20 protein-coding genes and 1 pseudogene are annotated in these 20,634 nt (G+C 74.2%); 8 read left to right on the forward strand and 13 right to left on the reverse strand.

Annotated elements, in window-relative coordinates; all coding sequences use genetic code 11:
* Positions 1-34: 34 nt before the first annotated feature.
* The 6 genes from AB0Q96_RS19680 to AB0Q96_RS19705 form a co-directional block, all read right to left on the reverse strand.
* The gene (locus AB0Q96_RS19680) at positions 35-598 is read right to left on the reverse strand and encodes a gamma-glutamyl-gamma-aminobutyrate hydrolase family protein (protein ID WP_365327050.1); all 564 of its coding nucleotides are present in this window, start codon (positions 596-598) and stop codon (positions 35-37) included.
* 14 nt (positions 599-612) lie between these two features.
* Complete coding sequence (locus AB0Q96_RS19685; protein WP_365327052.1) at positions 613-1,443, reverse strand: acetylglutamate kinase; 831 nt, start codon at positions 1,441-1,443, stop codon at positions 613-615.
* Positions 1,440-2,528 (reverse strand): N-acetyl-gamma-glutamyl-phosphate reductase, encoded by a 1,089-nt coding sequence (gene argC, locus AB0Q96_RS19690; RefSeq protein ID WP_365327054.1) that lies wholly within the window; start codon positions 2,526-2,528, stop codon positions 1,440-1,442. The genes AB0Q96_RS19685 and argC overlap by 4 nt, the downstream gene beginning before the upstream one ends.
* A complete protein-coding gene (locus tag AB0Q96_RS19695) occupies positions 2,525-3,376 on the reverse strand; it encodes a RimK family alpha-L-glutamate ligase (RefSeq protein WP_365327056.1) in 852 nt (283 codons plus the stop codon). The genes argC and AB0Q96_RS19695 overlap by 4 nt, the downstream gene beginning before the upstream one ends.
* A 1-nt stretch (position 3,377) precedes the next feature.
* The gene (locus AB0Q96_RS19700) at positions 3,378-3,563 is read right to left on the reverse strand and encodes a lysine biosynthesis protein LysW (RefSeq protein ID WP_046912295.1); all 186 of its coding nucleotides are present in this window, start codon (positions 3,561-3,563) and stop codon (positions 3,378-3,380) included.
* Positions 3,564-3,723: 160 nt separating this feature from the next.
* Complete coding sequence (locus AB0Q96_RS19705; RefSeq protein ID WP_365327058.1) at positions 3,724-4,875, reverse strand: isopropylmalate synthase; 1,152 nt, start codon at positions 4,873-4,875, stop codon at positions 3,724-3,726.
* A gap of 237 nt (positions 4,876-5,112) precedes the next feature.
* Here AB0Q96_RS19705 and AB0Q96_RS19710 point away from each other — a divergent pair, with 237 nt between their 5' ends.
* Positions 5,113-5,898 carry an arylmalonate decarboxylase gene (locus AB0Q96_RS19710; protein WP_365327060.1) on the forward strand — a complete coding sequence of 262 codons (786 nt, stop codon included), beginning with the start codon at positions 5,113-5,115 and terminating at the stop codon, positions 5,896-5,898.
* Positions 5,899-5,941: 43 nt separating this feature from the next.
* Here the strand turns inward: AB0Q96_RS19710 and AB0Q96_RS19715 are convergent, their stop codons facing one another.
* The 4 genes from AB0Q96_RS19715 to AB0Q96_RS19730 all read right to left on the reverse strand — a co-directional run bounded on the left by AB0Q96_RS19715 (position 5,942) and on the right by AB0Q96_RS19730 (position 10,280).
* Positions 5,942-6,643, reverse strand: coding sequence for a response regulator transcription factor (locus AB0Q96_RS19715; protein ID WP_365327062.1), 702 nt, complete (start codon positions 6,641-6,643; stop codon positions 5,942-5,944).
* An 18-nt stretch (positions 6,644-6,661) separates the two neighbouring features.
* Entirely contained in the window at positions 6,662-7,831 is a 1,170-nt protein-coding gene (locus AB0Q96_RS19720; protein ID WP_365327064.1) for a transposase, read from the reverse strand.
* Positions 7,832-8,368: 537 nt separating this feature from the next.
* Positions 8,369-9,601, reverse strand: a complete 1,233-nt coding sequence (locus AB0Q96_RS19725; RefSeq protein ID WP_365327066.1) for an MFS transporter — start codon at positions 9,599-9,601, stop codon at positions 8,369-8,371.
* Positions 9,602-9,731: 130 nt separating this feature from the next.
* Positions 9,732-10,280 (reverse strand): SDR family oxidoreductase, encoded by a 549-nt coding sequence (locus AB0Q96_RS19730; protein ID WP_365327068.1) that lies wholly within the window; start codon positions 10,278-10,280, stop codon positions 9,732-9,734.
* Between the two features lie 146 nt (positions 10,281-10,426).
* Here AB0Q96_RS19730 and AB0Q96_RS19735 point away from each other — a divergent pair, with 146 nt between their 5' ends.
* Complete coding sequence (locus AB0Q96_RS19735; RefSeq protein ID WP_365327070.1) at positions 10,427-14,008, forward strand: BTAD domain-containing putative transcriptional regulator; 3,582 nt, start codon at positions 10,427-10,429, stop codon at positions 14,006-14,008.
* 9 nt (positions 14,009-14,017) lie between these two features.
* Here the strand turns inward: AB0Q96_RS19735 and AB0Q96_RS19740 are convergent, their stop codons facing one another.
* On the reverse strand, positions 14,018-14,683 hold the full coding sequence (locus AB0Q96_RS19740; protein ID WP_365327072.1) for a ScbR family autoregulator-binding transcription factor: 666 nt from the start codon (positions 14,681-14,683) through the stop codon (positions 14,018-14,020).
* A gap of 295 nt (positions 14,684-14,978) precedes the next feature.
* Positions 14,979-15,542, reverse strand: a complete 564-nt coding sequence (locus AB0Q96_RS19745) for a helix-turn-helix domain-containing protein (RefSeq protein WP_365327074.1) — start codon at positions 15,540-15,542, stop codon at positions 14,979-14,981.
* A 343-nt stretch (positions 15,543-15,885) separates the two neighbouring features.
* On the opposite strand from AB0Q96_RS19745, the gene AB0Q96_RS19750 reads away from it, so the two are divergent.
* From AB0Q96_RS19750 to AB0Q96_RS19765, 4 genes are all read left to right on the forward strand, one after another.
* A complete protein-coding gene (locus AB0Q96_RS19750) occupies positions 15,886-16,314 on the forward strand; it encodes a cell division protein SepF (protein WP_329425086.1) in 429 nt (142 codons plus the stop codon).
* A gap of 502 nt (positions 16,315-16,816) precedes the next feature.
* Entirely contained in the window at positions 16,817-17,926 is a 1,110-nt protein-coding gene (locus tag AB0Q96_RS19755) for an ATP-binding protein (protein WP_365327200.1), read from the forward strand.
* Positions 17,913-18,269 carry a nucleotide pyrophosphohydrolase gene (locus tag AB0Q96_RS19760; protein ID WP_365327076.1) on the forward strand — a complete coding sequence of 119 codons (357 nt, stop codon included), beginning with the start codon at positions 17,913-17,915 and terminating at the stop codon, positions 18,267-18,269. Before AB0Q96_RS19755 ends, AB0Q96_RS19760 begins: the two co-directional genes overlap by 14 nt.
* 126 nt (positions 18,270-18,395) lie before the next feature.
* Positions 18,396-18,893, forward strand: coding sequence for a DUF6099 family protein (locus tag AB0Q96_RS19765; protein WP_365327078.1), 498 nt, complete (start codon positions 18,396-18,398; stop codon positions 18,891-18,893).
* Positions 18,894-18,979: 86 nt separating this feature from the next.
* Here the strand turns inward: AB0Q96_RS19765 and AB0Q96_RS19770 are convergent, their stop codons facing one another.
* Positions 18,980-19,186: a hypothetical protein gene (locus tag AB0Q96_RS19770; protein ID WP_365327202.1), complete on the reverse strand. Its 207-nt coding sequence runs from the start codon at positions 19,184-19,186 to the stop codon at positions 18,980-18,982.
* 294 nt (positions 19,187-19,480) lie between these two features.
* Here AB0Q96_RS19770 and AB0Q96_RS19775 point away from each other — a divergent pair.
* Together AB0Q96_RS19775 and mmuM are read left to right on the forward strand one after the other, a co-directional pair.
* A pseudogene (locus AB0Q96_RS19775) lies at positions 19,481-19,672 on the forward strand (LLM class F420-dependent oxidoreductase); the annotation flags it as partial.
* Between the two features lie 4 nt (positions 19,673-19,676).
* Positions 19,677-20,591: a homocysteine S-methyltransferase gene (gene mmuM, locus AB0Q96_RS19780; RefSeq protein ID WP_365327080.1), complete on the forward strand. Its 915-nt coding sequence runs from the start codon at positions 19,677-19,679 to the stop codon at positions 20,589-20,591.
* Positions 20,592-20,634: the final 43 nt, after the last annotated feature.

The following is a 20,634-nucleotide window of genomic DNA, read 5'->3' on the forward strand; positions in this document are numbered from 1 at the left end:
GTGGGGTGAGTTGATGTGACCGCCGGGTGGGTGGTCACTGGTAGAGCCCGGCGAAGCCGCGCAGGATCTCCAGGCCGTCGGGGCGGAACTCCACGTGGGCCTGGGAGCCGAGGATCCGCCCGTCGTCCGAGCGGAGGAACTCGACGGGCGCGTGCTCGGAGCGCCCGATGGAGCGGAAGCCCGCGGGGGCCTCCTGGAGGTAGAGGGTGTGCCGGTGGAAGACGGTCACGGTCTCCTCGACGTGGGCGAACAGCGGCTCCCGCTTGTCGACCTTCGCCTCGTGGCCGCCGACCCGCTGCGGTCCCTCGGCGAGCCGGCCGCCGTTGGCGACGGCGATGATCTGCATGCCGCCGCAGATGCCGTAGACGGGGACGTCGCTGCCCATGACCAGGTCGATGAGCGGCTTGTAGTAGTCCGTGTCGTAGGCCCGTACCTTCGTCCCGCTGAGCACGATGGCCTGGTGGCGGCCGTCGAGCCGGGCGGGCACGGACGCCGCGTCGACGACGTCGGTGTCCGAGCCCAGCTCCTCGAAGCGGGCGCGCAGCTGCTTCAGGGACAGGGTCCCGTTGTTGACGACGAGTACCCGGGGTTGCGCCATGGTGCCTTCGCTCCTCAGCTTCGCGTGATGACGGTGCCGGTCCGGCCGGCGAGCAGGTCGCTGACGTCGGCCGCGCCGATGACGACCCGCGCCACGCCGCCGTCGAGGGCCTCGCCGGCGGCCCGCAGCTTCTTCCGCATGCCGCCGGTGGCGCCCTTGTCGCGGAAGGCGGCGGCCTTCCGGGCGTCGATCCGGGACACCGGTTCGCCGTCGATCAGCAGGTGGGCGACGTCCGTGACCAGGACCAGGTCGGTGGCGCCGGTCGCCGCGGCGAGGGCGGCGGCGGCCCGGTCGGCGTCGGTGTTGACCTCCTGCCCGGCGGCGTTCCTGGCCAGCGGGGTGACCAGGTGGGCGTGGCCCGGGCGGAGCTCCTTGAGGAGGGCCGGGTTCACGCCGCTGATCGGCCCGACCAGGTTGTCCAGCTCGACGAGCTGCTTCTCCCGCCACCACCAGCGCTCGCCCTCGGCCGCGCTGACCAGGCCGTCGCTGCCGAGCAGCCGCTCGCCGGTGATGCCGCGCGCGGAGAGCCGGGCGAAGACCTCCTCGGCCATGGTGGCGCTGACCGTCTTGATGTCCTCGATCACCTCGGGAGTGGTCCAGCGGCTCTGGTTGCCGTACCGGTCGCGGAGCACCGCGGACGGCTCGCTGTAGCGCGGGCTGAGCCGCTTGAGCGGCTTGGACCAGCCGTGCACGAGGACCAGCGGATGCCGGGCGCCGTACGCGGCGAGGTCGTCCCACCAGGCACCGGACAGGTCGTCCAGGCAGCTGCCGCCCAGCTTGACGACGGTGGGGACGGGCGCACCGGGCGTGCCCGACGACACCGGCGGCTTCGGGTCGGCGCTCATACCGGCAGCACCGGCTGCATCGTCAGCCCCGTCTCCTCGGGCAGCCCGAACCGCAGGTTCGCCGCCTGCACGGCCTGCCCGGCGGCCCCCTTGACCAGGTTGTCCAGCGCCGACAGCACGACGATCCGGCCGTCGTCCTCGTCGTACAGGACGGTCACGTCGCAGAAGTTGGAGCCGAGCACCGCCTGCGGGTCCGGCACCGGGATCAGCGTCTCGTTGTGCCGGCGCACCCGCACGAAGCGGTGCTCCTTGTAGAAGCGGAGGTACGCCCGCTGGAGCTCGCGCAGGTCGACGGCCGTGTCCGTGAACACGTAACTGCTGGTCAGCAGACCGCGGACATGGGATACGCCATAGGCGGACATGCTCAGCGAGCCGATCGAACCCGGCTTGCTCCGGTCCAGGAAGTCCTTGACCTCGCCCGCGTGCCGGTGCCCGGTCGGGGCGTACGGGGCGATGGCGCCGTTGCGGAAGGGGTGCAGGTCCGCCGTGCGGAGCTGGAGTCCGCCGCCGCTGGACCCGCTCTTGCCGTCGATCACGACCGTCCTCAGGTCGAGCCCGAGGCCGAGGGTGAGCGGCGCGAGGCCGAGGGTGATGGCGGTGGCGTAGCAGCCGGGCAGGGAGATCAGCGGCGCGTCGGGCAGCTGGTCCTTGACCAGTTCGGGCACGCCGTAGACGAAGCGGTCGGCGAGGTCGGCGTTCCGGCTGACCTTCGGGTACCACTTGTCGTGCAGGGCGGGGGTACGGATCCGGAAGGCGCCGCTGAGGTCGATGACGGCGGGGACCCGGTCGGCGAGGAGCGCCGAGAGCTCGGCGGAGACCGGCGCCGGGGTGGCCAGGAAGACGACGTCGAGGATGTCGGCGAGCTCGTCGACGTTCTCGGCGGTGACCGGCCGGACGGTCAGCCCGTCGAAGTCGAGCCGCAGACCGGGGTGCAGCTCGGACGGGCGGCGGCCGATGTTCGAGGAGCCGCCGAGGAAGGCCAGCTCCAGGTCGGGGTGCTGGGTGATCAGCCGGAGGAGTTCACCGCCGGCGAGCCCCGAGGCGCCGACGACGCCGGCGCGGATCGGGCGGGTGGTGCGGGTCATGCGAGCAGCTCCTGGAGGTAGGCGCCGACGGCGGCCGGGATGTCCGCGCCGGTCGCGGAGGCCACGGCTCGGAAGCCGGGGGCGTGGTTGACCTCGTTGACGACGTAGCCGTCAAGCGTGCGGAACAGGTCGACCCCGTAGATGCCGGGGCCGAGCTCGCCCACCACCCCGTCGACGATCTTCAGTACGTCCGGGTCGTGGGCCACGGCGCGGCTGCTGTTGCCGAGCGCCGCGTTGTTGCGCCAGTCGGTGCCGGCGCTCTCGAACTCGGCCGCCCCGACGACCTCGCGGCCGACGACGAGGCAGCGCACGGAGGTGCCGCCGCCGATGTACGGCTCGACGAGGCAGGCCTGCTCGAAGGCGTGGCCGAGGTCCTCGACGTAGTCGTACACCGAATGGGCGAGGTCGGAGTCCCTGATCAGGGTGACCCGCTTGCCCATGCCGCCGAAGACCGGCTTGAGGACCAGCGGCGGCGCCAGCTCGGCGACGGCCCGCTCGAAGTCCTTGCGGGAGAGCGCGAGCCGGAACTCGGGCACGGGCACCCCGGCCTTGCGCAGCTCGGCCCGCAGGACGGCCTTGTTCTCGCAGACGTGGATCGCCCGCGCGGAGTTGAGCACCCGCGCCCCGGCGGCCTCGGCGAGCGTGGCGATGAGGCCGCCGCGGGTGTAGCTGCGGCTGCGGACCAGCAGGGCGTCGTAGCCCTGGAGGGAGGGGGCGTCCTCGTGACCGAGGGCGAGGGACTCGTCGTTGACCCATTCGACGGTCAGACCGAAGTCCGGGCCGGTCCGGATCAGCTCGCGTTCCTCCCAGCTGATCCGGTCGGCGACGATCGCGATGCGCTGGGCCATCTCACTGGCCCCAGTCGCGCAGCTGCACCTCGACCATCTCCAGCGTGAGGGTGCCGTCCTGGACGGCCTCCACACGCAGGGTGAGCATGCACTCGGGGCAGGAGAGGGTCTCGCCCTCGCCGATCGGGGGCACGGTCAGATCGGTCTCGCACTCGGGGCAGACGCCGGTGAGGGTGGCGGTGGGCATGGGAGAGCTCCCTTTCGGGGTGGATGGGGTGAATGGGGTGAAGCGGAGGTCGAAGCAGGGGTGGAGCGGAGGTCGGCGCAGGGGACGGAACGGGCCGCGGTGGGCCGCGGTGGGGCGGGGAGCGGCGGCTGGAGCGAGGGGGCGTCGTGGCCCCCGCCGCTCAGGCGGCCTGGAAGTCGATCGCCGCCTTGCGGATCGCGTCCCGGTCGAGCAGCGGCGCGCCCGCGCGCTCCTGGCGCTCGGTGAGCCAGGGGGTGAAGGCGTCCACGTCGACGAAGACGCCCGAGCCGTCCAGCGCCCACTTCACGAGCGCCGGCGTGAGCCGGGTGCGGACCAGCAGCTCGCGGGAGTTGCCGACGAGTTCGGCGGGCAGCGTCTCGTACGCCTCGGGGTGGGTGAGCTGGCCGGGGAGTTCGTACGCGAAGGCGTGCGAGGTGGTCGGCCCGGACTGGAAGGCCTCGCCGAGCCCGGCGCCCTTGAGGGCGACGCGGGACAGCTCGGTGAGGTGGGTCAGGTCGAAGCGGGTGTCGCCGTGGATCACCCGCAGGGAGGTGAGCAGTTCGGCCAGCGGGGCGTTGCCGCCGCGCTCGCCGATGCCGCCGACGGTCGCCGAGATCCACTGGGCGCCCGCCCGGACGGCGGCGAGGGAGTTGGCGACGGCCATGCCCAGCATGTTGTGGGAGTGGATCTCGATCTCCGACCCGTCGATCTCCGTGAGGTCGCCGATCACCTCCTCCATCTGCCAGGGCGAGAGGTACGCGACGGTCTCGGCCAGCCGGAACCGGTCGGCGCCGGCCTCGAAGCCGGCCGTGACGTACGGGACGAGCCGCTCGCGCGGGGTGCGGGCGCCGTCCTCGCCGCTGAAGGTGACGTGGAAGCCGCGCTCCTTGGCCTGCGTGATCGCCGAACGGGCCAGCGTCTGGAGGAACTTGGCGCTCGGCGAGCCCAGCTTCAGCTTGGCGTGCTGCTCGGAGGTCGGGATCGAGTACATGATGTGGCGCACGCCGAGCCGCTCGGCCTCGTCGAGGGCCCGCGCGACCTGCTGGCGGTCCCGCACCACGACGAGCGTCATGCTCCGCTCGGGGGTGACGGCCTCGTGGGTGGCGAGCACCAGGTCGGCGTCCTTCGAGCCGGGGCCGGACACCATGCCGACCTCGACCAGCTCGACGCCCGTCCTCACGAGCAGGTCGGCGATGGCCGCGGCGTCCTTCGGGCCGAACTCGACACCCGCCATGTGCGCCGAGTCCCGCAGCGTCGCGTCGGATACGCGGGGGAGGTGGGGGAGCGCCTCCGGCCTTTCTCCTGCTGCCATTTCCTCACTCCTTGTCGGGGGGTGATCACCACACTCCAGCGCATACATGTAAGAAACAAGGGGATTCGGGTCAGGGCTCTGTGGGGGAATGTCAAGCAGTGTCAGGAACGAAAGGACGTGCAAGGGAACGCAAGGCGGCGTGAGGACGCGTAAGGGTGTGCAAGGCCGTTGTGAGCGGCATGTCTTTTCCTCGGGCTTGGACTCCCGGGCGGGCCGGGCGCGCCCTACTGTGCGGCCATGGACCTTTTCTCGCTGCCCCGACTCGGCGTCGTCGTACCGCCGGAGAACCCGACGGCGGAACCGGAGTTCAACCGGTTGCTGGGCGCCGGAATGCACGTGTACACCTCCCGGTTCCCGACGACCCCCGGCGTGGGGCTCAAGGAGATGCTGGAGACCTACAACCGGGTGCTGCCCGACACGCTCGCGGGCTTCGGCACCATGCGCCTGGAGGCCGCCGTCGTGGCGTGCAGCGCCTCGCACTACCTCCTCGACCCGGACGGGGACCTCGCCCTGTGCGAGGAGCTCTCGCGCGCCGCCGGCTTCCCCGTACGCTCCTCCACGCAGGCGATCCTGGCCGCGTGCGAGGCGGTCGGCGCGCGGCGGCTGACCCTCGTCTCCCCGTACCAGCCGTGGCTCACCGAGGTCTCGCGGGCCTTCTGGGAGCGGGCCGGGCTCACCGTCGACGACGTCGTCCTGGTCCCGGCGGGGCACACCCCCGACGGGGCCGAACACTTCGACCCGTACGAGGTGACGGCCGAGCGGATAGCCGAGCGCGTCCACGCCCACCTGCGGGAACACCCGCTCGCCGAGGGCTCCGCGCTCCTGTTCACCGGCACCGGCATGGGCACGCTGGCCGCCCTGACGGAGCTCGCCGCCCGGCCGGACACGGCCGGCCGGCCGCTGCTCTCCTCGAACCTGGCGTCCGCGTGGTGGGCGCTGCGGGCGGCGGGCGCGCCGGCCGGGGAGGCGCACCCGCTGGTGCGCCGGCTGGACGCGCAGGCGGAGCTGTCGGCGGCGCGCTGACCGAGGGGCCCCGGGTCGGCCCGGCGGGGCCGGCCCCGTGGCCTCAGCTGGCCTCCGCCTCCGGGAGGAGCGCGGAGGGCGAGTGGTGCCCCATCCGGTAGCCGACCCCGCGGACCGTGAGGATCCAGCGGCTGCAGCCGAGTTTGGCGCGCAGGGTGCTCACGTGGGTGTCGATGGTCCGGCTCGTGGTGGCCCATTCACTGCCCCACACCTTCGCCATCAATTCCTTGCGGGAGATCACCGTCCCGGAATGCGAGGCGAGCACGTGAAGCAACTCGAATTCCTTCGACGTGACGTCGACGAGACGGTCGCGCAGCCGCACTTCCCGGGCCCGCGGGTCGATGTGCAGCGGGCCGAGGGAAATCACCTCGGGCGGCCCGGAAAGGGGACGGCGGGAGCGGCGCAGAACGGCTTCGACGCGTGCCGCGATCTCCCGGAAACCCCAGGTCTGCGCGACACAGTCGTCCGCGCCCGCTTTCAGCGCGAGCACCCGCTCCAATTCGTCGTCGCGCCGGGTGAAGGCGATGAGCGGGACATCGCTCTCGGCGCGCAGGTTCCGGCAGACCTCGATGCCGTCGACATCGGGGAGTTCGAGCGAGAGCAGCACCAGGTCGGCCTCGCGGTAGGTGCGCAGGGCGTGTGCCCCGCTGTCCACGCTGCGGGCGGCGAAGCCCTGGCGGCGCAGATCGCGCACGAGCGACGCGGCGGAGGAGGCTTCCCGCTCCACCACGAGTACGTTTCTCATCGGATCCGGCCCTTCTCGTCAGCCCGCGGCCCGGGCCGGCACCGGGGTGGGGCTGCGGGACGGCGGGGCGGCAACGCCGCCTCGCCGGCGCAGGTGCTGGTACGCGTAGGCGGCGGAGGTCATCGTCATGTGGTGGTGCCATCCGGGGTACGAACGGCCTTCGAAGTCCAGTACGCCGAAGCGTTCCTGCAACGCGGTGACGGTCGAGCGGACGGTGGCCCGGCTGCGCATCAGCGCCAGGATCCGCTCCACCCGCCGGTCGGCGAGGCTGGTGATCCAGTACCGGGCGGGCCGCAGCCCGTCGGGGTCGGGCAGTTCGAGCAGGCGGTAGCCGCGCGCGGCACCGTCGACGCCGACCGTGCGCAGCGGGAGTCGCACCGTACCGGCGTAGGTGTACAGGGGGGCCCGCGCGGTGCTCCGGAAGCGCGGATCGGGCGCCTGACGTGTCATCACGTACGGCTGGCGCGCGTTGCGTTCGTCCATCAGGCCGCCGACGGTGGTCACGGTCGGCGTGCGGCGCCCGCCGATCACGACCTGGCCCGGGTGCACCTCGCACAGGATGTCCGCCCGGTGCCGGGCGAGACCGGCAAGGACCCCGCTCGCGTCCTCGCTGCGGGACAGGTCGAGTACCCAGGGCAGCCGGGGCAGCCGGGGGTGCGCGGCGGTCCCCGCCGCGTAGTCGAGCACGCAGGCGCCGAAGGACCGCGCGGTCTCCTCGTCCGGTATCCGCGCCCGCAGCCGGCGTTCCTGGTCCCAGCCCCACGGGCCGTCGAGCACCAGGCTCCAGTCGACCGGGTAGCAGTGCGCGTCCGCGACCAGGAAGAGGCCCACCGCCCGCTGGCAGTTGACGGTCCGCCCGGACTCCGCGTCCAGCCGCCGGTGCACCCCCACCGAGTGCTCGCCGCGCTTGGGGATCAGGAGCTCCGTCGCGGTCCAGGCGTACGGGGCCGCGCCCGCCGCCACCCGCAGGGCGAGTCTCCGGCGCACCGGCTCCCAGTCCCACGTGCTCGCGTTGATGAACTGGTGCAGGCTGTGCGCCGCCGCGGGCGGCAGACGCTCCGTGCGGGCCATGCTCTTCGGTGTCTTCCGCCCCGACACGTGGATCAGGCCCCGTAGGTAGGCCCGGGCCCAGCGGCGTTGCTCGGCCCTGTGGAGGGGTCTGAAGATCTCGTCGAGGAACATCCGCATGCGCGTTTCCTCGTCCCCCGTGGTCGCGCGTGCCGTGCCCGAGATGCTTGACGACATGTGACGCTACGCCCCCTCGTACTTGCTTCGCCGGCACCCGAGTCGGTGCCCTGCGTTCCGTACGAGGCCCAAAAATACCGTCTCGAAGGAAAATTTCACGACAGCGTCGGCGACTTAGCTCATTCGCCCTCTGACCTGCGGAAACATCCCCGTATCAGGGGTATGGGAGACCCATTCCCGGCACCGCGCGACGGTGCGCGGCCGGGTGTCGGAGATCGGCGTGAACCACACCCGCCGGGCCCGCATCCGCTGGTCACGCGGCTGTGCCGGGAGGGGTGTCGAAGGGGTGTCGAAGGGGGCGCCGCAGGGGGTGGGACAGACGTTCGGGCGCACGTGTCAACAGCTCGTGAACAATCCGCCGCGGGAGGTCCGCGAAGCCGCCGAAGGCCCGGGGGACGGGTGCCTTCGGCGGCTGCTCGGGGTGCCCCGTGGCCGGCCGTGTCCAGCCGGTCGGGGCGGGTGGGGGCCAGGGGACGCCGATCAGTCGGTGGGGCGCTTGGCGGGGAAGCCGTGGGCGCGGGCGGCCAGGACGACCACGAGCACCGGAGCGAGCAGCAGCAGCACCGTCCACGGGAAGGACTCGCTGCCGACGGCGTCGAGCAGGACGCCGCCGATGATGCCGCCGCCCGCCATGGCCACGTTCCACAGCGTGACGAGCATCGCCTGCGCGGAGTCGGCCTGTTCGCCGCCCGCGTCCGCGACCGCCGTCTGCAGCAGGGTCGGCACCCCGCCCCAGCCCAGACCCCACAGGGCCGCCGCGACGTAGACCAGGGCCGTGTTGTCGGAGAGCACGGCGAGCAGCGCCGCCGCCACGGCGACGAGCAGGGTGCTCGCGACCGTCAGCGCGCGCAGCCGGCGGTGGATCTGCGCGCCGACGATCCAGATGCTGGCGAGCGAGGCGGCGCCGAAGACCAGCAGGACCAGGTCGGTGCTGCCGCCCAGGCCCAGGTCGTCGAGGTACGTGGCGATGTACGCGTACAGGATGGTGTGCGCGAGGACGAAGACCAGCGTCACGAACAGCACCGGACTGACGCCCGGCACCTTCAGGGCCCGCAGCATCTTCGGCCGCTCGCCCGCCTCCTGGCCCGGGTAGTCCGGCACGGCCGCGGAGATCCACACGAGCAGCAGGACCGTGAGGCCGGTCATCGCGAAGAAGGCGACCCGCCAGCCCAGTTGGGAGCCGATGAAGGTGCCGGCGGGGACGCCGAGGGACAGGGCGACCGGGATGCCCGCCATGGCGATGGCGATGGCCTTGCCCTGGAGGCGGACGGGCGACATGCGCCGCGCGTAACCGGCGAGCAGCGCCCAGGCGAGGCCGGCGGCCACACCCGCGACGAAGCGCGCGACCATCGTCACGCCGTACACGGACGACACGGCCGTGACCGTGTTGGCCAGGGCGAAGCCCGCCATGGCGGTGAGCAGCAGCCGCTTGCGCCGCCAGCGGGCGGTGGCCGCGGTGAGCGGGATCGCGGTCAGGGCGGTGCCGAGCGCGTAGATGGTGACCGTCTGACCGGTCGCCGACTCGCTGACGCTCAGGTCCTGGCTCATCGAGGGCAGCAGACCGGCGGGCAGGGTCTCGGTGAGGCTGGTGATGAAGACGGCGGTCGCCAGGGCGAGCAGGGCGAACAGCGGCAGCTTCTGCGGCTCGCCGCCTTCGCCCGCCGCCGTCGGTGGCGAGGCGGGAGCGGCGGTGGTGTCGGGTGAGGTGCTCATCTGGTGTGCTCCGGTGAAGGGAGGGGACGGATTCGGGGATTCGGGGATTCGGGGGGATACGGAGATGCGGGGATGTGGGGGATGAGGGACGGCGCCGGGGGCGACGGGGACTTGACGGATTCCGTGCGGCCTACGTCGGGCCGAGGCCGCCGTCCACGGGGAGCTGGGCGCCCGTCGTGAAGGTCGCCTCGGTGGCGAGGAAGAGCGCGGCGCGGGCGACCTCCTCGGCGGAGCCGAGGCGCCCGAGCGGGGGCAGCGGCGAGGCGACGGCCGGCGCCGCCTCGATACAGCCGGGGGCCACGGCGTTGACCCGGATGCCGCGCGGCGCCAGCTCACCGGCCAGGGCCCGTACGGCGGCCGGGGACGGGGCGGGCGCGGTGAGCACCACGGCACCGCCGTCCCGGAGCAGCCGCAGCAGCGGCCGGGCGGTGGCGACGGCGTCCGCGAAGAGGAGGTCCGGTCCGTCCAGGTCGGCCGGGGCCGCGCCGAAGGACCCGTCGGGGCTCTCGACGACGCGGGCGGCGGAGCCCAGTTCGGCGCGGGCGTGGGCGCTCTCGGCCGCGGTGCGGGCGGTCAGCAGCACGCGGGCGCCGCCCTCCACCAGCCGCTTGGCGATGGCCAGGCCGATGCCGGTGTCCTGGCCGACGACGACGGCCCTCCTGCCCGCGTACCTGGTCATGGCCGTCGCTCCCTTCCGTCGTCTGGCGAGTCGTTTCTCCGACTGTGCGCCCGGCCGCTTCGGGGACGCTTCGGATGCGCTGACGGTCGGCTGACGGGCCCGCCGGGGCGCGCGTGCCGCGGTGGGGGCGGGGTACGGTGATCGACATGCGCTTTGGGGTACTGGGACCGCTCGTGGTGTGGGACGACCAGGGCGCGGCGGTCACGGTCCCCGAGGTCAAGGTCCGGGCCCTGCTCGCGGACCTGCTCGCGCACGACGGGGACCCCGTCTCCGTCGACCGCCTCGTCCAGGACCTGTGGGGCGACGAACCGCCCGGCAAGCCCACGGGCGCCCTCCAGGCGAAGGTCTCCCAGCTCCGCCGGGTCATCGGCCGCGACCGCGTCGTCCACCAGGCCCCCGGCTACCGGCTCCGGCTCGACCGGGCGGCCCACGAGGTCGACGCCGACCGCTTCCGCGCCCTGGTGGCCGAGGCCCGCACCGTACGGGACCCGCGCGGGCGGGCCGCGCTCCTCACCGACGCCCTCGACCTGTGGCGGGGCCCGGCGTACGCGGACTTCGCCGACGAGGAGTTCGTACGGGGCGCCGCCCAGCGCCTCGCCGAGCAGCGGCTCTCCGTCCTGGAGGAACAGGCCGAGGCCCGGCTCCTGGCGGGCGACCACGTGCTGCTCGCCGGTGAACTCGCCGCCCTGGTGGACCGCCACCCGCTCCGGGAACGCCTCCGCGCGGTCCAGATGCGGGCCCTCTACCTGGCCGGCCGCCAGAGCGACGCCCTGGCCACGTACGCGGACCTCCGCACCCGCCTGTCCGAGGAACTCGGCGTCGACCCGGGCCCGGCACTGACCGCCCTCCACCACGCGGTACTGCGCCAGGACCCGCGCCTGGGGGAGGGCGGCGGGCCGACGGTGCCGCCGCTGCGGAGGGGGGAGGAGGGTGGCGCAGGCCCAGGCCCCGGTTCCGAGGCCGCCGCTTCTGCGCCGGTCGGCGCCGAAACCTCTGCTTCTCGGCTGCACGGCCCCGAAGCTTCCGCAGCCTCCGCGTCCCCTTCTGTGCCGTCCGGCGCCGAAACCTCGCCGCCGGTCCAGGCGTTCCCCGGGACCGCCGTCGGGGTCGGGGCTGGGGCTGGGCTCGGATCCGACGCAGGAGTGGGAGTAGGAGTAGGAGTCGGATCCGGGCAAGGCGCCGGCTCGCCCTCCAACCTCCCCATACCCCTCACCCACCTCATCGGCCGGGCGGAAGCCGTCACGCAGGTCACCCGGCTGCTGGGCGGCACCCGGCTGGTGACGCTCACCGGGGCCGGGGGCGTCGGCAAGACGCGGCTGGCCGTGGCGGCGGCGGAGGCGGCCGGGCGTCCGGAGCGGGCCGAACTCCCGGACGGGGTCTGGCTCGTGGAGTTCGCGGGGGTTCGCGACGGCACCGCCGCGGACCTCGCGCAGGTCCTCGCCGCCACGCTCGGCATCCGCGACGACGCCCCGACGGCGCTGCCCGGCACGGGATCCGGTGCGGGGGGCGCGCCCTCGCCCGCGCACCGGCTCGCGACCGCCCTGCGGGACCGCCGGACCCTGCTGGTCCTGGACAACTGCGAGCACGTGGTGGACGCGGCGGTGGAGCTCGCCGAGCTGCTGCTGCGGACGGCGCCCGGCCTGCGGGTGCTCGCCACCAGCCAGGAGCCGTTGGGCCTCGCGGGCGAGGCGGTGTTCCCGGTGGAGCCGCTGGGCACGGACGACGCCGTGCGCCTGTTCAGCGAGCGGGCCTCCGACCGTGACCCCTCCTTCCCGCGCGACCCGGGCGCGGTCGACCCCGCCGACCGGGCGGCCGTCGCCGAGATCTGCCGCCGCCTGGACGGCATCCCGCTCGCCCTCGAACTGGCCGCGACCCGCGTACGGGCGCTGGGCGTGCGGGAGTTGGCGGCGCGGCTCGGCGACCGTTTCCGGGTGCTCAACTCCCGCCGGCGCGGCGCGCCCGCCCGGCAGCAGACGCTGCGGGCCGTCATCGACTGGAGCTGGGAGCTGCTGAGCGCGCCCGAGCGCATCGTGCTGCGCCGCCTCGCGGTGCACCGCGACGGCTGCGACCTGGCCGCCGCCGAGGCGACGTGCGCGGGGGACGGGGTGACCTGCGACGAGGTGCTCGACCTGGTGACGCGCCTGGTGGACCGTTCCCTCGTGGTGGTCGTGGACGGCCCCACGGGGCGGCGCTACCGGCTCCTGGAGTCGGTGGCGGCGTACGCGACCGAGCGGCTGCACGAGATGGCGGACCTGGCCGCCGTGCGCGACCGCCACCTGCGCCACTACCTCGCCCTGGCGGAACGCGCGGAGCCCCACCTGCGGGGCGCGGGCCAGCGCACCTGGCTCGTCCGCCTGGACGCGGAGGCCGGCAATCTGCGGGCGGCCCTCGACGAGGGGGTGCGGCGCGCGGGGCAGGCGCCGCCGGACGCCGACGCCGCGGGGCACCCCCGTACCGCCGGGGAGGCCGTGCGCCTGGCGAGCGCGCTGGCCTGGTGGTGGCTGCTGCGCGGCCGGCTGGCCGAGGGGCGGCGAAGCCTGTCGGCGGCGCTCGCCACGCCTTCCGGGAGCGGTGGCGGTGGCGGTGCCATCGAACTCGCCCTCCTCCACGGCGCCTTCGCACTGCTCACGGGCGATCACGCGGAGGCGTGCGCGCTCGACGACACCGTGGCGACCGCCGACGGCGTGCCCGACCCCGTACGCAGGGCCCGTGCCCTGTGGCTCTGCGCGTACGGCCTGTTCAGCGTGGGCGATCCGGTCGCGAGCGAGGCGCTGAACACCCGGGCCCTGGAGCTCTTCGGCGAGGCCGGGGAGCAGTGGGGTACGGCCGCCGCGCTCGGTCTGCGCGCGACGCTCGCCATGGTCGGCGGGGACCTGGCCGGACTGGGCCGCGACGGACTGCGCAGCGCCGCGCTCTTCCGGGAACTGGGTGACCGCTGGGGTGAGTTGCAGACGGTGTCACCCCTGGCCACCCTCTCCGAGATCAAGGGCGACTACGCCGAGGCGACCCGCCGTCAGCACGAAGGTCTCGCCATCGCCCGCGAGTTGGGCCTGGAGGCCGAGGTGTCGGCGCGGCTGTCCGGGCTCGGCCGGCTCGCCCTGCTGGCCCACGACTGGGAGCGCGGCCGGGACCTGCACGAGCAGGCCCGCCGCATCGCCGCCGAACAGGGCTACAAGTACGGGGAGATCCACTCCGAGATGGGGCTCGCGCTCGGCGCGCGCCGCTCCGGTGACCTCGACGCCGCCGAGGCGCACCTGCTGCGCCTGCGGGACGGGTACGCCGAGCTGTCCTCCGAGGCGGGCGACCACCTGCTCCTCGCGGAGTTCGGCTTCCTCGCCGAACTCCGCGGCGACGCGCCCGGGGCGGCCGCCCACCACCTGCGCGGCTGGGCCGTGGCCCGCTCCCTCGACGAACCCCGCGCCCTGGCCCTCTCCCTGGAGGGCCTCGCCGGTGCCGCCCTCCTCACCGGCACCCCCGCGACCGGCCCGGCGTCCGCCGCCCTCCTGCTCGGCGCGGCGGACACCGCCCGCCGGGGCGTGGGCGCCCCGCTGCCCCCGGCCGAACGCGGCGACGTCGACCGCATCACGGCCGCGGCCCGCACGGCCCTGGGCGAGACGGCGTACACGACCGGCTTCGACGAGGGCGCACGGCTCGGCCCGCACGAGGCCGTACGGCGGGTCCACGACGCACTCGGCTGGCCGCCTGACGCGGGGGTGGTACCCGCCTGACGCGCGGAGTCAGCCGCGCGGTGCGGACGGGCAGAGTTCGATGTCCTCCTCGGCGCACGGGATGATCGCCCGCACCACCGCGATCGTGCGCTCCGGGAGGTCGGCGCGGTTGTTGAGGACCCACGAGATGTGCTGCGCGCCGAAGAAGGCCGAGACCAGGACCGTGGCGAGCGTGGTGGGCGCGCCGTCCTCCGCGCCCTCCGCGACCTCCTTGGCGAGCCACGAGGTGATGAGGTCGGTGTAGCCCTCGTAGGGCAGCGGGATCTGGGCGCCGATGAGCTGGCGTTCCGACTGGAGCCGGGCCCCCGCCTGGAGGGCGGTCTCGTCGCGGAAGGCCACGGCCGTGCGGATGAGCAGTTCGGCGACGGCGCTGACCGGGGGGAGCCCCAGTTCCTCGACGGCGCGGGCGATCTCGCCGATGCGCCGGTTGAAGAGCTCCGTCACCGCGACGGCGAGGGCGTCCTTGTTCTCGTAGTGGAAGTAGACCGCGCCCTTGGTCATGCCGGCGGACTGCGCCACGTCCAGGATGGTGACCGCGGGGTACCCCTTGGCGGCGAACGCGGAGGCCGCCGAGGCGAGCACCCGCTCCCGCGTGCGTACCGCCCGCTCCTGCTTCAGCTCCTTGGTGACGGCGGGAGCCGAAACGCTGAAGATGTCGCCCGAGTTGGCTGCCATGCCCGTCCCACTTCCGCGGCCGCTGATCCCCGTTTCGTACCGCCGGGAAGGAATCGTACGGGAGGGTGGCCGAAAACCGAAGGGCGCGCCGCGCGCGCCGGGTTGGGGTCTTCGTGACCCCTCCCACATCGAGGGAAGGTGTCGTGGTGGGGTGGTCGAGGGTAGGGGGCTCCCCTCCGGATCCTGGGCGCCGGCCGGCCCATTTGGTGGGAGCGCCGCCCGTGCCGGGTGCCGTGCCGCCGGCGCGCGGACCCGTGGCCGGGAATCGGCCCCGGACGCGACGCCGCCGGCGGGCTCAGGCCGCGGTGTGGTCGGACTCCAGCAGTTGCCAGACCTGACAGACCTGGCGGGCGCTGTGGGTGGAGGACGTGTCCGTGGGCGCGGTGTAGTACATGCCGAACATCAGCGAGAGGAACATCGAGGCGATGACCTCGGGGCTGTGCGTCGCGCCCAGTTCCGCCCGGTCCTGCGCGGCGGCGACGAGCCGGGTGAGTTCGGCCGTCAGGTCCGTCACGGCCTGCGGGGCCGTGTCGCGCGCGGACGCCTCCTCGTACACGAGCCGCAGCCCGGCGCGGAAGCGGAGGTCCGTGTGCATCCGGTGGACGAAGCCGACCGTGACGCGGTGCAGGACCGCGAGGGGCGGATCGGCGTCGCCGATCGTCCGGAACAGCTCGCGCCACCCCACGTCGAACGCGGCGGTGAACACGGCGGCGAGGGCGTCCTTCGACGGGAAGTGCCCGTACAGCGCGCCCTTGGTCATCCCCACCTGCGCGGATATGCGCTGCAGGTTGGCCCCCGCGAAGCCGTGCCGGGCGAATTCCTCCGCCGACGCGTCCAGGAACCGCTCCTGCGTCCTCACCGCTCTTTCCTGCTTCGGCACGATTCCCCTCCGGAGTCACTCGGTGACGGAAAATAACAGTCTCTGGAGAATTTTTTTCTCGTGGGAGCTCTCATACCCCGGGACGCGTGGGCGTCGCAACCAACCGATCCTGTCGAGATGGTGACGGAACGGCACGTACTGCCGGTCCCGCCGACGAGATCGGCGCGAAGACGTGCGACCGTGGCGTGAAGCGGGTGCCGGGTCCGGCCGAGATGACATGACGCGCCCAGGGGTGATCTTGTGGGGGCTGCCCGGGTGAGGCGAGCCGAGTCCGCTCGTGTCGCTGTTGGGCCGAACGGGTGAGTAACGGGAGGATGTGCGCATGAGTAGGTACGAGAGGTACGACGTCACCGACGAGCAGTGGGAGGGCCTGGCGCAGGTCCTGCCCCTGCGCGGCCGTGACGAATGGCCGTCCAGGGTCGATCACCGCACGATGCCCGAGCAGTACGGGGCGGCCGAGCAGCGCCGCATGGTCGTGCTGCGGGTCCAGGTCTTCGCCGACGCCCGCGAGGTCGCCGAGTACCTCATCGCCCAGATCCCGGTCCTCCTCGACCTGACGAGCGCCGACACCGAGGTCGCCAAGCGCATCCTCGACTTCAGCAGCGGCGTCGTCTTCGGCCTCGGCAGCGGCATGCACCGCGTCGACCGCAACGTCTTCCTCCTCGCGCCGGCCGGCACCGAGGTCGAGGGCGCGGAGGATGGTACGGCGGAGGACGTCGACGGCGGCGGGGTCGCGGTCCCTCGTTCGTAGGAAGGTCATTCAGCCGTAACGGTTCGTCACCCGGACGGCTGCGTACGGTCCGATCATGACCACCACCGGCGGCACCGCCCCCGACCGCACGCCCGCACGCCCGCACGACCTCCTCCACGACGGGAGCCAGCCCGCCGACGAGGGGGCCCGGTCCGATCGGGGCGGGGGTGAGCCCGTCCGTGACGGACACCGGACCGGCCGTGAACAGGACGCCGCTGCCCAACAGGTCCCTGCCCAGGGGCGCGCCCGCTCGCACCCCGACGCACCCGTCCCGCCGAAGGGCGCCCCTTCGGACGGAGGGGGCCGGGACGGGCTTGCCGGTGACGGTCCGGGCCGTGAGGGGCTTGTCGGTGACGGCCTGGTCCGTGGCGGCCTCGACCTGGGTGGTCCTGCCGCCGGTGCCCTCGGCCGGGACGGGGTCGCCCCGGGAGCGGCCCGCACCGCCGAGGGCGGCGGCAGCCGGTCGCCGGGCCGGACGTACCACCGCCCCGTCGTCACCGAGCTGCGGCTCTCCGCCTTCGGGGTGCACCGTGCGGCCGTTCTCCCGCTCGGTCCGGTGACCCTCCTGCGGGGGCCGAGCGGCAGCGGGAAGTCGACCGTGCTGCGGGCGTACGAGGCGCTGGCGCGGCTCGGCGCGGGGGCCGGGCTCGGGGAGGTGCTGCCCGACGCCGCCGACCTGGTGCCCGAGCGGGCGCGGCCCGACGCGCAGGGGCGGCGCGGGTTCCGGATCGGGTGCACGGTCGACGGCCCGGCCGGGCCGGTCCACCTGGACGTGGCGATCCAGGCGGAGCCCCGGCTGCGGATCGTCGGCGAACGGCTCACCTCGGGCGGCCGCACCCTGCTGGCCACCGCCCTGCGCGACCCCGGCCGCAGCACGGTGCAGGCCGAGTGGCACACCGCCGGGAGCACCCCGGTCACCCGGGCGCCGCTCCCCGACGACCTGCTCGGCACCGCCCTGCTGCCGCTGCGCGTCGCGGGCAAGACCAAGGGTCAGCTGGAGGTCCTGGCCGCCGCGGAACAGGTGGTGGTCGGACTGCGGTCGGTCTTCGCGTGCGACCCGCGGCCGGCGGGCATGCGGGCGCCCGTCCCGGTGGGCGAGGGGCGGCTGCGCGGCGACTGCCGCAACCTCGCCGAGGTGCTGCACCGCACCGCCACCGAGTGCCCGCGCCGCCACGCCCGCCTCGCGGCCGTGGCGAGCGCCGGCTGCGCGGGCCCGGTCACGGCCCTCGGCCTGCGCGAACCGGCGGAGGGCCTGGTGCAGGCGGTCCTGGAACGGGGCACGTGGCTCGCGACCCCGCTGGGCCGGCTCGGCGAGGGCGAACTGCGCTACCTCGCCCTCGCGCTCGTCCTGCTCACCGGCCCCGGCGTGCTCGCGGTGGACCCCCTCGCGGAGGTCCCCGAGGCGATGCGGACGCTCACCGTCCTCGCCGACGGCATGGACCGCGGGCTCGACGCGCGGCAGCTGCGCGAACTGCTCGCGCTGGCCGCCACGATCTGCGCGAACGGGCATCTGCGGCTGGTCGGGACGGTGGGGGAGGACCGGCTCGGCGAACCGGGCGCCGGGCGGGCGCCCGGGGTGACGGTGGTAGACCTGGGGCGTGACCGAACCTGATGTAGCGGGCCTGCAGCGCCGCCTCGCCGACTTCGCGGCCGCCCGGAAGTGGCAGCCGTACCACACCCCGAAGAACCTCGCGGCGGCGCTCAGCGTCGAGGCGTCCGAACTCCTGGAGATCTTCCAGTGGCTGACGCCCGAGCAGGCCGAGCGGGTGATGGACGACCCGGACACCGCGCACCGCGTCGGCGACGAGGTGGCGGACGTCCTTGCCTATCTCTTCCAGTTCTGCACCGTGCTGGGGATCGATCCGCTCGCCGCGCTCGCGGCGAAGATCGACCGGAACGAGCTCCGCTTCCCGGTCCCCGGCGAGAACGACACTCATCGTCACTCTTCGGAGTGATCGAGTTTTCCCCGTCGAGCCTCCTGTCCACAGATTTCCGAATTCCCCTGGTGTTTGGGCTCAGGCGGCCTCACGCTGGGTAATGGAATGAGTGAGCGGTAAGTCATAAGAACGGGGGCGGCGTTGATGGAAGCGGAGCGACTCGTCGCGACCGGTCGGCATGCGCTGGCCGAGAGCCGCACGGCGCTGGACATCGTGGTGGAGGCCTGGCAGGCCCAGGTCCTCGCCCAGGCGATAGGAAGTCATCTCGTGCTCTGCGGACCACTGGAGCTGCGGAGCGAGGCGCGGGGACTGAGCGAGATCGGCGCCGGGCGCGGTCCGACGGACCACCCCTCGCTGCGCGGCGGGGTCCCCAGGGCCGCGCAGCTCACCGAAGTGGCGGACGAGCGGGCCGCGTTGACCGCGCTCGGAGCGCTCCTCGGCGAGGTGGGCATCGCCCTGGTCGGGGTGGCGTGCGCGACGGACGAGGAGGGGTTGTACTGGCAGTGCATCGAGGCGATCGACGCGGCCGACGAGGCGGGTGACCGGGTACGCGGCATGCTGCGCCGTCTCACCCTGCGCGAGCGCGGCCGCCCGCCCGACCCGGCCCGAGGAAGGGCCGGCCCGAGACCGGGCCCGCGCTGAGGGACGGGCCGGTCGCGAACGGGGTGGCGTCCGCGGCCCGGGGTGCTGTGGTGCCCGGCCGGTGTCCCGCCGGGGTGCCCGGCCGGTCAGCCGGCGGCGTCGGGCAGGCCGGCGAGGTCGGCGCTGTTCGCCTGGCGGTCCGCGGAGGACTGGATGTCGGCGTCCAGCTGGGAGAGGTCGGCGGTCAGGGCCTCCATCAGCTCCTCCATCTGCTGCAGCAGACCCTTCGGCGTGCCGCCCTGCTGCGCGGGCACGGTCGGCGCGGGCGGTGCGGTCCGCTGCCCCGACGGCAGGGGCGCCGCCTGCGGTACGGGCTGCTTCGGCGCGGCTTCCTGGGACATGGCGGCCTCCTGGCCAGGCCCCTCCGCTGCGGGAAGGGCCACGAAAGGGTGCGTCGCACCGGCAGCGGCCGCCGGCGCGCGGGCCGGGCGGTCCGGCTCCGCCCGAGCCAACGACGGGTCCGGGCCCCGGTCACTGGCCCGGCCGGACGCCGCCCGCCCCCGGGCGGATATTCACCCGACAGGGCCGGTGAAGATCGTCCGCTGACGAAGAGGTTGACGCCGATCGCGGCGGCCCCCCGGGTGACCTCGGCGTCGTCCTCGTGGGACGTCGCCGAGCTCAAGGCCGGCGGGCCGGCGGGTTCGCCCGCCGAGGCCGTCGACAAGACCGGCGGGTACGGTGCTCTGGGCTCCACCCGGATCCACCTCCAGCTCCTCGACCTGGACGATCCGGAGCACCTGGAGCCCATCTCCGCACAGGTCCAGACGCAGCTGGGGTGACCCGATGAAACCCGTCCGTCCGCTCGCCACCGCCCTCGCCGAGCAGGTGCTCCTGCTCGACGGCGGGCTGTCCAACCAGCTCCAGGCGCAGGGCTGCGACCTGACCGACGCGCTCTGGTCCGCCCGGCTGCTCGCCGACGGGCCCGAGCAGATCGAGGCGGCACACGCGGCGTACGTCCGCGCGGGCGCCCAGGTGCTGATCACCTCCAGCTACCAGGCCACCTTCGAGGGCTTCGCCCGGCGCGGGACCGGCCCGGACGAGGCGGCGCGGCTGCTGGCCCGGAGCGTGGAGCTGGCCCGGGCCGCGGGCGAGGGCGTGGACCGGGAGGTGTGGGTCGCGGCGTCCGTCGGCCCGTACGGGGCGATGCTCGCGGACGGCAGCGAGTACCGGGGCCGGTACGGGCTCTCCGTAGACGAGCTCGCCCGCTTCCACCGGCCGCGGATCGAGGCCCTCGCCGGGGCCGGGCCGGACGTGCTGGCCCTGGAGACGGTGCCGGACACGGACGAGGCGGAGGGGCTGCTGAAGGCGGTCGACGGGTGCGGGGTGCCGGTCTGGCTCTCGTACACGATCGACGGGGACCGGACCCGCGCCGGCCAGCCGCTGGCGGACGCCTTCCGGCTCCTCGCCGGCGTCGGCCAGGTCGTCGCGGTCGGCGTCAACTGCTGCGACCCGCGCGATGTCGGGCCCGCCGTGGCGCTCGCCGCCGAGGTGACCGGCAAGCCCGTCGTCGTCTACCCCAACAGCGGCGAGGAGTGGGACGCCGGCGCCCGTGACTGGCGGGGCGGCGCCACCTTCGCCCCGGACGCCATGGACCGCTGGCGGGCGGACGGCGCCCGTCTGATCGGAGGCTGCTGCCGGGTCGGCCCCGATCTGATCGCCGGGCTGGCCACCACGCTGAGGGAAGCCGGGAAGGGCTAGGCGCCGGGGCGGGGGCCTCCGGCCTCGGGGCCGGACGCCGGAA

The organism is Streptomyces sp. NPDC093111 (genome assembly GCF_040683955.1).
GTDB lineage: Bacteria > Actinomycetota > Actinomycetes > Streptomycetales > Streptomycetaceae > Streptomyces.

What these genes read in the sequence shown, in the direction of transcription:
- AB0Q96_RS19700 (WP_046912295.1), bottom strand. Translation starts at nt 3,563, where the DNA reads ATGCCCACCGCCACCCTCACCGGCGTCTGCCCCGAGTGCGAGACCGAT.
- AB0Q96_RS19685 (WP_365327052.1), bottom strand. Translation starts at nt 1,443, where the DNA reads ATGAGCGCCGACCCGAAGCCGCCGGTGTCGTCGGGCACGCCCGGTGCG.
- AB0Q96_RS19705 (WP_365327058.1), bottom strand. Translation starts at nt 4,875, where the DNA reads ATGGCAGCAGGAGAAAGGCCGGAGGCGCTCCCCCACCTCCCCCGCGTA.
- mmuM (WP_365327080.1), top strand. Translation starts at nt 19,677, where the DNA reads ATGAAACCCGTCCGTCCGCTCGCCACCGCCCTCGCCGAGCAGGTGCTC.
- AB0Q96_RS19750 (WP_329425086.1), top strand. Translation starts at nt 15,886, where the DNA reads ATGAGTAGGTACGAGAGGTACGACGTCACCGACGAGCAGTGGGAGGGC.
- AB0Q96_RS19725 (WP_365327066.1), bottom strand. Translation starts at nt 9,601, where the DNA reads ATGAGCACCTCACCCGACACCACCGCCGCTCCCGCCTCGCCACCGACG.
- AB0Q96_RS19680 (WP_365327050.1), bottom strand. Translation starts at nt 598, where the DNA reads ATGGCGCAACCCCGGGTACTCGTCGTCAACAACGGGACCCTGTCCCTG.
- AB0Q96_RS19695 (WP_365327056.1), bottom strand. Translation starts at nt 3,376, where the DNA reads ATGGCCCAGCGCATCGCGATCGTCGCCGACCGGATCAGCTGGGAGGAA.
- AB0Q96_RS19765 (WP_365327078.1), top strand. Translation starts at nt 18,396, where the DNA reads ATGGAAGCGGAGCGACTCGTCGCGACCGGTCGGCATGCGCTGGCCGAG.
- AB0Q96_RS19730 (WP_365327068.1), bottom strand. Translation starts at nt 10,280, where the DNA reads ATGACCAGGTACGCGGGCAGGAGGGCCGTCGTCGTCGGCCAGGACACC.
- AB0Q96_RS19710 (WP_365327060.1), top strand. Translation starts at nt 5,113, where the DNA reads ATGGACCTTTTCTCGCTGCCCCGACTCGGCGTCGTCGTACCGCCGGAG.
- argC (WP_365327054.1), bottom strand. Translation starts at nt 2,528, where the DNA reads ATGACCCGCACCACCCGCCCGATCCGCGCCGGCGTCGTCGGCGCCTCG.
- AB0Q96_RS19720 (WP_365327064.1), bottom strand. Translation starts at nt 7,831, where the DNA reads ATGCGGATGTTCCTCGACGAGATCTTCAGACCCCTCCACAGGGCCGAG.
- AB0Q96_RS19715 (WP_365327062.1), bottom strand. Translation starts at nt 6,643, where the DNA reads ATGAGAAACGTACTCGTGGTGGAGCGGGAAGCCTCCTCCGCCGCGTCG.
- AB0Q96_RS19740 (WP_365327072.1), bottom strand. Translation starts at nt 14,683, where the DNA reads ATGGCAGCCAACTCGGGCGACATCTTCAGCGTTTCGGCTCCCGCCGTC.
- AB0Q96_RS19735 (WP_365327070.1), top strand. Translation starts at nt 10,427, where the DNA reads ATGCGCTTTGGGGTACTGGGACCGCTCGTGGTGTGGGACGACCAGGGC.